A 12,370-nucleotide genomic window follows, 5' to 3' on the forward strand; every position below is an offset into this window, starting at 1 on the left:
AAACAACCACATAACCAATGGGTTATAGTTATTTCAAAATGCTTTGGAGGCCAGCATGGCGGGAGTCAAAGGACGTTCAGGCGCCCCCAAAGGCAACCGGAATGCAGCTCAAGGGGCTGCCATTCGTGGAGCGATACGCCGGATGCTGTATCAGGGTGGCTGGGAGAAGCTTGAGCGCGGGATAGACCGGATTCTCGACAAGGCCGCAGCAGGCGATTTGCAGGCCATCAAGTTTGTAGCGGAAACGCTGGACGGCAAGCCGAGGCGGCAGACCTGAAGGCGGAGCCTATACGTCGGGAAACGCCATAAATGCGCGCGCGATTGTCCCACTCACCCAGAGCCACAGAGAAGCAACCCAAGGCCATCACAAAACATTCCCCGAATTTGCTTACAAAGTGCTTACACGAACACCAGAAAGCAAAAGGCCCACTCCGAAGAATGGGCCTAAATGCTTGAATTTGTTGGGGCGACATACCGGGTTCGAACCGGTGACCACTGGAATCACAATCCAGTGCTCTACCAACTGAGCTAATGCCGCCACTGGCACTTCTGATTTTACATCTACTGCTGGCCTGCCCGAAGGGAATCGAACCCCTAACCTACGGCTTAGAAGGCCGTTGCTCTATCCAGTTGAGCTACGGGCAGTTCCATGTCGAGCAGGACCCCGGGCAATACCGTCCAAGTGATCACTTCAGGAACCTTGGTCGGGGCGAGAGGATTCGAACCTCCGACATCTTGCTCCCAAAGCAAGCGCGCTACCGGACTGCGCTACGCCCCGAGGGATCGAAATTATATGCGGAGCAAGGCCGCAGAGTAAACACCGAAATCGAATTTTTCTACTCTTTCGTTTCGTTCCGGAAACTCTCCGGCAGGTTGTCGTGAAAATGCGGAGGCTCTACGCGCTCATCCGGACAACTGCGGAAGCCGAATAGCGGGTACACCGGACAGTAACGAATCACTCCGGTTGCCAGAGGCACGACACCTATCCACCCCCAAGCACCGATGTAGCCTGTTGCGGCCAGAATGATGAGGGCCAAGCCAAAGATCACACGGATGGCGCGATCCGTACTGCCTACGTTCGGGTTCATGCTGTCTCTCCTTCTGGTTATACGCAGTGGCTGACGAACCATAACAACCAGCCGCAACGCTCTAAGCGGAGCCCCTGACTGCGTGTGTTCTTCCCCTGCCTCGCTGCAGGCTGCAAAGCCACGGCCTCATCACCTGCATACTTGAAGGATAGAAGCCCCTGGCGCAGGCTACCGGGGAATCACCACGAATGCCTTCATGCATAAACAGTAATACAATCAATCACATCAGCTTTTCACGAGGCAGGCTCCACCATGCAGGCGCTCGACGACTCCGCACTCAATCACGTCGCCACGTACTTCCGCGCACTCTCCGAACCGACCCGCCTGCGCATCCTTAATGCGCTGCGCGACGGAGGCAAGAACGTAAGCCAGATTACCGCCCTGACTAGTTGTGGTCAGGCCAATGTATCCAAGCATCTCGCCCTCCTCTTCGAGGCGGGGCTTGTGACGCGCAGCGCTCAAGGAACTGCGGTGTTCTACGCCATCGCCGACTCTGCGACCTTCGAGTTGTGTGACATCGTGTGCGGCAATGTGGCGCGCATCGTGGAACGCCAGTTCTCCAACGCCAGTGCGGTCAAGCGCCAGCTGGGCAAAGTGGCTCGTTAGACGAGCAGCACAGCTCCGCCAAGCACCAGCATGACGACCGTAGCGAAGCACACGCGCCTGGCCATCCCACGACTTCCCAGCACCAGGGTAAGCGCAGCTTTGGCCAGGGTATTCGCCCACACAGCGGCCACCACAGCATAAGCGGCCAACTGCAGCTGTTCGGGGGCGCGAGCGAAATCAACCATCGACAAGGTAATCGCATCGACATCTGTCATGCCTGCGAGCACCGCAACATAGATCAGGCCACTGGCCGAGAAGCTACGCCGGGCAAGCTCCACCAGTAGCAGTACAACGGCAAACAACAGACCGAACTTGGTCGCCGCCCACAAACTGAACGGATTTTTCAGCGGCACCACACCCACACGCTCGATCTGATGCGCCATATCCCGCAGACTCTGGTGGTAATACCAGCCAGCCAGAGCGGCATTCACCAGTAGCATGGCCGTGAAAGGCGCCAACAGCGGTCTCAATAGAGCGACATTAAGGAGCGTCACCATGACCAGTACCCGCACAAACATCACGCTCCAGGCAATCAGTACCCCTGCCGCATAGGCATCATCCAGTTGCCGGGCCGGATCGGCCGCGCTACGGCTCTCACGCGCCAGCGACAAGGTGACCGCAGTCGAGGACACCAGGCCGCCGGTAAGCCCAGTCACCGCCACGCCACGCGCACTCCCCAGCCAGCGCATGGCCACGTAGCCCACCAGCGAGAGTGCCGAAATCAGCACCACCAGCAGCCAGAGTTTGTAGGGGTTCAGCGCCGCCCATGGATCCACCGCTTGTTGTGGCAGCAGTGGCAGCACGATGAAGCTGGCAATCAGCAACTTGAGGCCGGCAAAGATGTCGTCCTTGCCAAGCTTCTGGATCGCACCGTGCAAGGGATCCTTCAAGGCCAGCAAGGCGGTATTGATGACTGCCAGACCGACTGCAATCGCCACCTGACCAAGCATGACCGCAGCCCCCAGCAAGAACACACTGAGACCGGCCAATTCGGTCGTAATGCCGATCGAGGCCGCATCGGCCCGTTTTTCGAGCAGGTAGGCGGCGGCGATCAGGATCAACAGCCCGATCAGCGTAGTCACGAAAATTGCCGGCATGGCGTTCTGCGCAGACAGCCAGGCCGCCAGCGCCCCGGTTTCAGACAACAGCATGAAAGTACGGATGCCCGCGAAGGAGGGCTTCTGGGTATCCGCCTTTTTCTTTTCGCGCTCAACTCCGAGCAAGGCTCCGATCAGCAGCGCAATTCCGAAGAGCTGGACGGTTTCAAGATCAGGCGTTGGCAAAGCCACGGCAGGCTCTCCGCATGAAGGCGTTCAGTGCACTAACGGCGCACCGGCAAGAAGCTGAATCATGCGCCGCAGCACACCTGCTTCAGAACTCAGGCGTTACGCGACAGCAACTCACGAATGACTTCCTCGCACAGGTCTAGCACCTGTTCGAATCCATCCGGACCTCCATAGTAGGGATCGGGAACGTCATGACCAGGATAGGTGGCCGAGTAATCCAGAAACATCTGGATGCGCTCGTGAAGATGCCGCGGACACTCCCGTTTGAGCCACACGTAATGCCCCTTGTCCATGGCCAGGATCAGATCGAAATGCTCGAAGTCCTCAGCCACCACCGGCCTGGCACGCAAATCGGCAAGCTCATAGCCGCGTTTGCGCGCGGCATTCTGGGCGCGAGGGTCCGGCGCCTCGCCTGCGTGATAGGCATGCGTGCCAGCGGAGTCAAACTCGAAGCGCTTGGCCAGCCCCTGCTCAGCCGCAAGATGGCGAGCAATGCCATCCGCTGTCGGGGAGCGACAGATATTGCCGGTACACACGAAAAGGATGCGTTTCATTCGGGGTTAGGGAGTCCGGGGTTTGAAAAAGATCGCGATTGCCCACAGCCGGCATCAATGGTGATCCGCCCCAAAAGCACGCTGGCGCAGCCTGAAAAGCTCGTCACGGGCGGCAGCGGCTTTCTCGAAATCAAGATTCTTCGCATGCTCCTGCATCTCCTTCTCGAGCTGCTTGATGGCTTTGGCGAGCCCCTTCTCGTCAAGCAAAGCGTAATCCTTGCGTGGTTCTGCCGCCATGCGGCCGGTACGCGGATTGGTTTCATCATCCTGATACACGCCGTCGATGATGTCCTTGATGCGCTTGTTAACCGATTTTGGCGTAATGCCATGCGCTTCGTTGTGGGCGATCTGCTTGGTACGCCGACGCTCGGTTTCGCCAATCGCTGCGCGCATCGAGTCCGTCATGCGGTCCGCATAAAGAATGGCCGTACCGTGCAGATGGCGGGCAGCGCGACCAATGGTCTGGATCAGCGAGCGCACTGAACGCAGGAAGCCCTCCTTGTCCGCATCCAGAATCGCGACCAGCGACACCTCGGGGATATCGATGCCTTCGCGCAGAAGGTTGATGCCGATGAGCACATCAAACTCGCCCAGACGCAGATCGCGCAGGATTTCGACCCGTTCCACGGTATCGATATCACTGTGCAGGTAGCGCACGCGCACGCCATTCTCGGCCAGGTAGTCGGTGAGATCCTCGGCCATGCGCTTGGTGAGCACCGTGATCAGCACCCGCTCGTCCACCGCCACGCGCTTACGGATTTCCATCAGCACATCATCCACCTGGCTGATAGCCGGGCGCACTTCAACAATCGGGTCCACCAGGCCGGTCGGGCGCACGACCTGCTCAACCACCTGCCCCTGATGCTCCTCCTCATATTTCGCCGGCGTGGCCGAGACGAAAACCGTTTGCGGCATCAGCTGTTCGAACTCGTCGAACTTGAGCGGACGGTTGTCCGCCGCCGAGGGCAGGCGAAAACCGTACTCGACCAGATTCAGCTTACGCGCCTGATCGCCCTTGAACATCGCGCCCACCTGCGGAATAGCCACGTGGGACTCATCGACGAACATCAGCCCATCGCTGGGCAGATAGTCAATCAGGGTTGGCGGCGGATCGCCCGGCATGCGCCCGGACATATGCCGTGAGTAGTTTTCAATCCCCTTGCAGAAACCCAGCTCAGTGAGCATTTCGAGATCGAAACGGGTACGCTGCTCGATGCGCTGCGCCTCCACGAGCTTGCCGCCGCGATGGTAGAACTCGATGCGCTGACGCAGCTCTTCCTTGATGTTCTCAATGGCCTTGACCACCGTGCTGCGCGGCGTGACGTAGTGACTGGACGGAAACACCGTGAATCGGGTGAGTTTCTGCTTCATGTGTCCGGTGAGCGGATCGAAGAGCGTGAGATGTTCGATCTCATCGTCAAAAAGCTCGATCCGCACGGCAAGCTCAGCGCTTTCAGCTGGAAAGACATCGATCACGTCCCCACGTACACGGAAGCAGCCGCGCTGGAAGTCCACGTCGTTGCGGTCGTACTGCATGGCCACCAAGCGCTGCAGCACATCGCGCTGGGGCATTTTCTCACCCTCGCGCAGATGCAGGATCATGCTGTGGTAATCGACCGGATCACCGATACCGTAGATGCATGACACGGTCGCCACGATCACCACATCGCGCCGCTCCAGCAGGCTTTTGGTAGCCGACAGGCGCATCTGCTCGATGTGCTCGTTGATCGAACTGTCTTTCTCGATGAACAGGTCACGCGAAGGCACGTAGGCCTCGGGCTGGTAGTAGTCGTAATACGAAACGAAATACTCGACCGCATTCTCGGGAAAAAACTCGCGGAACTCGGCGTAGAGCTGCGCGGCCAGGGTCTTGTTCGGCGCCAACACCAGCGCCGGGCGGCCACAACGCGCGATCACGTTGGCCATGGTGTAGGTCTTGCCGGAGCCAGTCACCCCCAGCAGGGTCTGAAACATCAGCCCGTCGCCAATGCCTTCGGTCAGCGCAGCAATGGCTGCCGGCTGGTCACCCGCAGGCGGAAAAGGCTGGTGCAGCCGGAACGGGCTGCCTTCAAAGCTCACAATTGTTGGGGAAGCCGGCTGCTCAGCCATGATAAAATCCTGCGTTTTCAGCCTCTTGCCGGTCAACCCGGCGCGCAGGCAAGCCGTTGATTATTCCGCAATTCGCCCGCCGGCGCGAACCTGCCGGCCACTTTCTTTTGACGCTGGAGAATCCATGAGTTCCTCGATCTTTGCCGCCGTTGAAATGGCACCCCGTGACCCGATTCTGGGCCTGAACGAAGCCTTCAACGCCGACACCCGTGCCACCAAGGTCAACCTCGGGGTGGGTGTGTACTTCACCGACGAAGGCAAGATCCCGCTGCTGGGCGCTGTGAAAGCGGCTGAAAAAGCCCGTCTCGAAGCGGCTCCGGCCCGTGGTTACCAGCCGATCGAAGGCCTGGCTGCCTATAACAAGGCTGTTGCCGAGCTGCTCTTCAGCAAGGAATCCCCGCTCCTGACCGAAGGCAAGACGATCACCATCGAAGCCCTCGGCGGCACCGGCGCCCTCAAAGTAGGTGCCGACTATCTGAAGCGCCTGAACCCGGCCGCCAAGGTCTATATCTCCGACCCGAGCTGGGAAAACCATCGCGCCCTGTTTGAATCGGCCGGTTTCGTGGTCGAAAACTACCCCTATTACGATGCCACCACCCGTGGCGTGAACTTCGCTGGCATGAAGGCCTGCCTGGAATCACTGCCTGCCGGCTCGGTGATCGTGCTGCACGCCTGCTGCCACAACCCGACGGGTGCCGACATGACGGATGCGCAGTGGGCCGAGGTTGTGGCTGTGTGCCAGGCGCGCGGCCTGGTGCCCTTCCTCGACATGGCCTATCAAGGCTTTGCCGACGGCATCGACGCTGACGCAGTCGCCGTGCGCGCCTTCGCCGGCTCGGGCCTGCAGTTCTTCATCTCGAGCTCCTTCTCGAAATCCTTCTCGCTCTACGGCGAGCGCGTTGGTGCGCTGACCGTGGTGTGCGACTCCAAGGAAGAGGCCGGCCGCGTGATGAGCCAGGTGAAGCGCGTGGTGCGCACCAACTACTCCAACCCGCCGACCCACGGTGGCGCCATCGTCGCGGCCGTACTGGCCTCGCCCGAGCTGCGCAAACAATGGGAAGACGAGCTGGCCGGCATGCGCGTGCGGATCCGCGAAATGCGTAGCGCCCTGGTTGAAAAGCTTGCTGCGCGCAAGGTGGCTCAGGACTTCAGCTTTGTGCTCAAGCAGCGCGGCATGTTCTCCTACACCGGTCTGACGGCCGAGCAGGTGGAACGCATGAAGACCGAGTTCGGCATCTACGCTGTCTCCACCGGCCGCATCTGCATCGCCGCACTCAACAGCAAGAACATCGACGCCGTCGCAGACGCCATCGCTGCCGTGCTGAAGTAAGTTCCGCACAAACAAAAACAAAGGGCCGCTCGCGGCCCTTTGGCGCTTCTGGTGCAACCAGATTAGTCCGGCAAGCGCGAACGCACGTTCGCCACCGTCTGCCAGGCGGTCCGCTCCGCATTCCCCAGCGCATAGTGCAACGCTTCCTCCGCGCTCTGCGCCATGAACGTCTCGATCAGACGCTCCAGCAAATGCAGCTGCGGCAACATCGGCCCACAGAACAGCACCCGTTCATCGCGCTGGATCACCAGGGTCGGGAAATTCTCGACGTCGATATCATCCGCCACCTCCGGCTCATCCTCGACATCCACCCACACAAACCCCGCCTGCGGAAATTTCTGCGCCAGCGCCTGGAACCCAGGCTGGTACTCGCGACACGTCCCGCACCAGCCCGCACACAGGCAGGCCACGAGAAACTCCGCCTCTTTCGCACTTGCCGCCATCTCACTCCATCCGCACAAAAAGAAACCGGCCCTCAGGCCGGTTTCGATGATAGGGCGAAAGGCCGTCAGCGCGCGATCAGCGAGGGCGCACTGGCTTTGCCGCTCAGCTCGAAATTGCGCGAGATGACCTCCCCTCCCGGCAGAGCAAGCGTACCACTGACCGAACCCTTCAAACGCCCATCCGGATCAATCACGAAGTTGCTCGAGCCACGCAATGCGCCGGAGGACAGCCCCTGGAAATTGGCCTGCGCCGGCGCGCCGGTGCGGCCACCAAACTTGCCTGATATCTGCTCGAAACGCAGCAAACCACCGCCGACCACACCGGTACCGCTACGGCGCATACCCTCAAGCAGACCAAAGCGATCGATGGAGCCAGACTTCAGCACATAGCTACCCTCTACCACCACGGATTTGCCAAGCTCGGCCAGAGTGTCAGCGGAGGAACTGATCTTGAAGTTGCCACTGAGAATCCCGTCCACAACCGCGCGCGGATAGAGACGATCAATCACATCCCTAGCCCGCACGCTTTCCATCTTGAGCTCGCCTTCGAGCAAGAATTTGCCCGCTGACACCAGACGCAGCACGCCGCTCAATGAGCCACCGTCACCATTGGCGCCGATGCGGTCCAGCAGCACGTAATCGTCAGCCATCTCCCCCTGGGCTACCACACTGTCAAAGCGGAACGCCGACAGCAGTTGCGGTTTGAAGTTGCCAGTCTGGACCAGCACCCCCAGTCGCCCCCCCTCGCGGGGGCTCAGATCAAGACTGATGCCGCCTTCAAGCTGAACCCGGATGCGGCTCATTGCACCGTCATCACCAAACTGCATCTCTCCGGCCGGCAGCGACAGGGGGGTATCACCAAACATCAGCTTCAGCGACGAAAACTCGATACGTGTCACAAACCGGGTGGAAGGGCCATCCACAACCCCCAGACGTGCCAGCGAGCTGGGTTTGGCCACGATTTCACCCGCAACCACCCGCACCTTGCGCGTTTTGAACTCGGTGATCCAGTCTGCCCAGTCTGGCATCATCCAGGCGCGACTGATTTCGATCGGGGTCGCCGTCATCACCTTGAGCTTGTCGAGCTCGATCGCAGGCCCCTTCTTGAAAGCATATGACTGCGCAGCAAATTCCACTGGCAGCCCGAGCCAGGTCTGCTTCTCGGGCGCAGCCGAAGCCTGGGCCCCGGAAAAGCTCAAATTGAGCAGCAAGGCAGTCTTGAGGAGCGTCGGCAGAATGCCGCGCAGGGCTCGATGAGCAATCACTTTTTGTTCTCCTGAAACGGGTCACGCGCGGCAAGGGTATCTGCCCCTAGCAAGAATCGCCAGCCAATCACGTATTTTCTAAAAAAAAACTTGACACCCCGTATAGGGATGTCTATTATTCGGCCTCTCGATTCCCCGATAGCTCAGTCGGTAGAGCGCCGGACTGTTAATCCGTAGGTCCCTGGTTCGAGCCCAGGTCGGGGAGCCAAATTCCAGAAAGCCCAGCAGAAATGCTGGGCTTTCTGCATTTCTGCGCCAGATTCCTCGCCGGGAAGCCCCGTCGTGGAAGCGAGCGATCAATGATAAGCGTTCAGGCCGCAAGCGGCCTGATTCAACGGACTGCCGGCACGGCCTGTGGTTCTGAACGGCAGAAGGCCCGCTCGCCCAGAATGTGGGTAGCTCGCACACAGCGCTCATCACCCATCATCATCAGCGCAAACAGGCGCTCGCCAAGCGCTTCAACCCCCTCCAGCCGCCAGGCCAGCTCCGGCGTCGCAGCCGAGTCCAGGACCACGAAATCGGCCTCGCGCCCGCGCTGGAAGCTGCCTATCTGTGCATCCAGCCCCAAGGCCAGTGCACCGCCCAGAGTCGCCAGATACCAGGCTCGCCAGGGCGAAAGGACTTGTCCGGCCGCCTGACTGACTTCATATGCGGAAGCCATGGACTGCAGCATGGACAAACTCGCACAGCCCCCTACGTCCGTTGCCAGCCCTAGACGAACGCCAGACGCGCTGAGTTCGCCCTGCGGGCAGAAACCGCTGCCAAGAAACAGATTGGAACCAGGGCAAAAAGCGATCGCCGTACCGCTGGCGGCCAGGCGCGTACGCTCCGATGCGCTCAGGTGGATGCCGTGACCGTAGATCGCTCGAGGCCCGAGCAAGCCGTAATGTTCATAAACATCAAGGTAGTCACGTCGCCCCGGAAACAGCTCGGCCACCCAAGCCAGTTCCTGCGGATTCTCGGAAAGATGGGACTGCAGATGCAGCCCCGGCCGGCTATGCCACAACTCGCTGGCCACCGCGAGCTGCTCGGGTGAAGAGGTCGGTGCAAACCGCGGTGTTACGCTGTAACCCAGACGGCCCTGACCATGCCAGCGCTCGATCAGCGCCATGCCATCGTCGAGTGCAGACGCAGGCGTATCACGCAGGGCCGGCGGGCAGTTGCGGTCCATCATCACCTTGCCGCAGAGCATGCGCAGATTGCGACGTGCAGCGGCACTGAAAAAGGCATCCACGGAGTGCGCATGCACGGTTGCGAAAACCGAGGCGGTGGTGGTGCCATGAGCCAGCAGGCGCTCAACGAAGAAGCTCGCCGTGCGCTGCGCCAAGGCCTCATCAGCCAATGCCATCTCAGCCGGAAAGGTGTAGTCCTCCAGCCAGTCCAGCAACTTGCGGCCCCAGGAACCCATCACGCACAGCTGCGGGTAATGGGTGTGGGTATCGACAAACCCCGGCACGATCAGCTGGCCGCGATAATCAAAATAGCGCGCAGCATCGCTGATGTGCTGCGGCACACCATCCAGCACGCTGCCCCAGGGGCCACAGGCGAGGACCAGACCATCCTCGACAAGAAGACCGCCATCTTCGAAATACTGCCAAGCCGAGGAATCGTCCGCGGGCCCCGGGTCAGCCAGGAAATGCAAAATGCTGCCCCGCACGAGAATGGCTGTCGGCAAAGGATTCATGCGCCCTCCTTGGCGAACGGGTTCAGTTGCTGATCCAGGGCTTGCCCAGGGAGGCGGGCAAATTGAGCTGGAGAAGCTTGCGGTCACGTGAAATCAGCACCAGCACCACGATGGTCGCGACATAGGGCACCGCGGCGAGCAGTTGCGAGGGCAGCTCGACGCCCAGCCCCTGCGCGTGCAGTTGCAGGATGGTCATGCCGCCAAAGAGATAGGCGCCCAGCATCAGACGGCCCGGCTTCCAGGTGGCGAACACGACCAGCGCCACGGCAATCCAGCCTCGTCCAGCCGTCATGTTCTGCACCCATAGCGGGGTGTAGACCGTGGACAGATAGGCGCCGCCGATGCCGGCCATGGCTCCGCCAAAACAGGTTGCGGCATAGCGGATGGCGGTCACCGGATAACCAATCGCATGCGCTGCCTCCGGGCTTTCGCCCACGGCGCGCAGGATCAGCCCCCAACGCGTGCGCGCCAGCATCCAGGCCAGCCAGGCGAAAGCCAACCAGGACAGATAGACCACCCAGCTCTGGCTGAAAAAGACCGGCCCGAGCAACGGGATCTCCGCCAGCCCAGGAATGATCAGTGGCTGCAGGCCCGGCAGGCTCTGACTGACGAAATACTGCCCGACGAAGGCCGACAGGCCGATGCCGAAGATGGTCAGGGCCAGCCCGGTAGCAGGCTGATTAGTACCCAGCGACAAAGTCAGGAAAGCAAACGGCAAGGCCGCCAGCGCTCCGGCCAGGGCACCGCACAACAGCCCGCCCGCCACACCCCAGTGCAGGCCGCCGGCAAAACCGGCCACCGCACCGATCAGCATCATGCCTTCGACCCCCAGATTGATCACCCCGCTCTTCTCGGTGACCAGTTCGCCCAGCCCGGCAAAGACCAGTGGCGTAGCAGCAGCGAGTGTGGTGGCCAGCACCGGAACCAAATATTCGATCATGCCGCCACCTCCTTGCGCCGGCGCAGGCGGAAATCCACGAAGGCATCCGCCCCTAGCAGGAAGAACAGCAACATGCCCTGAAACAACCAGCTGATAGCCGCCGGCAACTGCATCGAGACTTGCGCCGCCTCACCCCCCAGATAGATCAGCGCCATCAGCAGGCCGGCCAGCACGATGCCCAGCGGGTGCAGGCGTCCGACCCAGGCCACGATGATCGCGGCGTAGCCATAGCCGGGCGAGAGCGACAAGGTGAGCTGGCCAACCGGCCCCGCGGCCTCGGCCGCTCCGGCGATGCCGGCGGCTGCGCCGGAAATCACCAGGCTGACCCATACCGTCCGGTTCGCGGAGAAACCCGCATAGCGTGCTGCGGCGGGCGCCTCACCGCCCACCGCGAGCTGGTAGGCCATGAAACTCTTGGCCACGAAAAGCCAGAACACGGGCACCAGCGCGGCGGTGATGTAGACCGAGGCATTGATGCGCAGGCCCTCGAAGATCGGCACGAACATGGCCGGCTCCGAGAACAGGATGGATTGCGGGAAATTGGTACCGCCCGGATCCCGCCAGGGGCCACTGACCAGCCAGGACAGCAGATAGGTAGCAACGTAAGCCAGCATCAGGGTGGTCAGGGTTTCCTGAGCCTGAAAGCGCGTACGCAGCCAGGCCGGAATCGCACCCCACAGACCTCCGCCAACCGCCCCTGCCAGCACCATGGCGGGCAGAATCCAGGCCCCCTCCATGCCGTCTGTGTAGATCGCCACGCCACTGGCGCAGATCGCCCCGAGCAGGAGCTGGCCTTCGGCACCGATGTTGTAGATGCGGGCGCGAAAACCCAGCGCCAGCCCCTGGGCGATCAGGATCAGGGGAGAAGCCTTGAGCAGCAATTCGCTCCAGCCATTGGACGTCTCCAGCGGCTCGATAAAGAACACGTAGAAGGCCTGCAGTGGGGGTTTGCCCAGCAAGGCAAAGATGCCGGCGGCGACCAGTAGGGTCAGCAGAATGGCCAGCGGCGGGGCCAGCCAGCGCATGGTGCGGGACGGATTGGCACGGGGTTCGATAAGTTGCATT

The 12,370-nt window shown here is 61.0% G+C and carries 12 protein-coding genes and 4 tRNA genes; 4 read left to right on the top strand and 12 right to left on the bottom strand.

Annotation, left to right across the window (positions count from 1 at the left end; translation table 11 throughout):
• Positions 1–55: 55 nt before the first annotated feature.
• On the top strand, positions 56–277 hold the full coding sequence (locus C0V76_RS19525; RefSeq protein ID WP_143707360.1) for a hypothetical protein: 222 nt from the start codon (positions 56–58) through the stop codon (positions 275–277).
• A 185-nt stretch (positions 278–462) separates the two neighbouring features.
• Here C0V76_RS19525 and C0V76_RS06050 read toward each other — a convergent pair.
• The 4 genes from C0V76_RS06050 to C0V76_RS06065 all read right to left on the bottom strand — a co-directional run bounded on the left by C0V76_RS06050 (position 463) and on the right by C0V76_RS06065 (position 1,088).
• Positions 463–538 (bottom strand) — tRNA-His (locus C0V76_RS06050).
• Positions 539–568: 30 nt separating this feature from the next.
• A tRNA-Arg gene (locus tag C0V76_RS06055) sits at positions 569–645 on the bottom strand.
• A gap of 56 nt (positions 646–701) precedes the next feature.
• Positions 702–778, bottom strand: a tRNA-Pro gene (locus C0V76_RS06060).
• 58 nt (positions 779–836) lie between these two features.
• Positions 837–1,088: a DUF2892 domain-containing protein gene (locus tag C0V76_RS06065; RefSeq protein WP_101941466.1), complete on the bottom strand. Its 252-nt coding sequence runs from the start codon at positions 1,086–1,088 to the stop codon at positions 837–839.
• Between the two features lie 252 nt (positions 1,089–1,340).
• On the opposite strand from C0V76_RS06065, the gene C0V76_RS06070 reads away from it, so the two are divergent.
• Complete coding sequence (locus C0V76_RS06070; RefSeq protein WP_101941467.1) at positions 1,341–1,694, top strand: helix-turn-helix transcriptional regulator; 354 nt, start codon at positions 1,341–1,343, stop codon at positions 1,692–1,694.
• On the opposite strand, the gene C0V76_RS06075 is transcribed toward C0V76_RS06070, so the two are convergent.
• The 3 genes from C0V76_RS06075 to uvrB all read right to left on the bottom strand — a co-directional run bounded on the left by C0V76_RS06075 (position 1,691) and on the right by uvrB (position 5,643).
• A complete protein-coding gene (locus tag C0V76_RS06075) occupies positions 1,691–2,983 on the bottom strand; it encodes a DUF4010 domain-containing protein (RefSeq protein WP_216821663.1) in 1,293 nt (430 codons plus the stop codon). The genes C0V76_RS06070 and C0V76_RS06075 overlap by 4 nt on opposite strands.
• An 89-nt stretch (positions 2,984–3,072) precedes the next feature.
• Positions 3,073–3,534 carry a low molecular weight protein-tyrosine-phosphatase gene (locus C0V76_RS06080; protein ID WP_101941468.1) on the bottom strand — a complete coding sequence of 154 codons (462 nt, stop codon included), beginning with the start codon at positions 3,532–3,534 and terminating at the stop codon, positions 3,073–3,075.
• A gap of 54 nt (positions 3,535–3,588) precedes the next feature.
• Positions 3,589–5,643, bottom strand: coding sequence for an excinuclease ABC subunit UvrB (gene uvrB, locus C0V76_RS06085; RefSeq protein WP_101941469.1), 2,055 nt, complete (start codon positions 5,641–5,643; stop codon positions 3,589–3,591).
• A 124-nt stretch (positions 5,644–5,767) separates the two neighbouring features.
• Between uvrB and C0V76_RS06090 the strand changes: the two genes are divergently transcribed.
• A complete protein-coding gene (locus tag C0V76_RS06090) occupies positions 5,768–6,973 on the top strand; it encodes an amino acid aminotransferase (RefSeq protein WP_101941470.1) in 1,206 nt (401 codons plus the stop codon).
• A 62-nt stretch (positions 6,974–7,035) separates the two neighbouring features.
• On the opposite strand, the gene C0V76_RS06095 is transcribed toward C0V76_RS06090, so the two are convergent.
• Together C0V76_RS06095 and C0V76_RS06100 are read right to left on the bottom strand one after the other, a co-directional pair.
• Positions 7,036–7,383: a thioredoxin family protein gene (locus tag C0V76_RS06095; RefSeq protein ID WP_254048197.1), complete on the bottom strand. Its 348-nt coding sequence runs from the start codon at positions 7,381–7,383 to the stop codon at positions 7,036–7,038.
• A 98-nt stretch (positions 7,384–7,481) separates the two neighbouring features.
• Positions 7,482–8,681: a hypothetical protein gene (locus tag C0V76_RS06100; protein WP_101941472.1), complete on the bottom strand. Its 1,200-nt coding sequence runs from the start codon at positions 8,679–8,681 to the stop codon at positions 7,482–7,484.
• 132 nt (positions 8,682–8,813) lie between these two features.
• On the opposite strand from C0V76_RS06100, the gene C0V76_RS06105 reads away from it, so the two are divergent.
• Positions 8,814–8,889 (top strand) — tRNA-Asn (locus C0V76_RS06105).
• A 123-nt stretch (positions 8,890–9,012) separates the two neighbouring features.
• On the opposite strand, the gene guaD is transcribed toward C0V76_RS06105, so the two are convergent.
• Genes guaD through C0V76_RS06120 form a run of 3 tightly spaced genes read right to left on the bottom strand, consistent with a single transcriptional unit; the run spans position 9,013 to position 12,369 of the window.
• Positions 9,013–10,365: a guanine deaminase gene (gene guaD, locus C0V76_RS06110; protein WP_101941473.1), complete on the bottom strand. Its 1,353-nt coding sequence runs from the start codon at positions 10,363–10,365 to the stop codon at positions 9,013–9,015.
• Positions 10,366–10,387: 22 nt separating this feature from the next.
• Entirely contained in the window at positions 10,388–11,305 is a 918-nt protein-coding gene (locus C0V76_RS06115) for an ABC transporter permease (protein WP_101941474.1), read from the bottom strand.
• Positions 11,302–12,369 carry an ABC transporter permease gene (locus C0V76_RS06120; protein WP_101941475.1) on the bottom strand — a complete coding sequence of 356 codons (1,068 nt, stop codon included), beginning with the start codon at positions 12,367–12,369 and terminating at the stop codon, positions 11,302–11,304. The genes C0V76_RS06115 and C0V76_RS06120 overlap by 4 nt, the downstream gene beginning before the upstream one ends.
• Position 12,370 lies beyond the last annotated feature (1 nt).

The sequence above is a fragment of the Uliginosibacterium sp. TH139 genome, from assembly GCF_002855595.1.
GTDB classification, from domain to species: Bacteria; Pseudomonadota; Gammaproteobacteria; order Burkholderiales; family Rhodocyclaceae; genus Uliginosibacterium; species Uliginosibacterium aquaticum.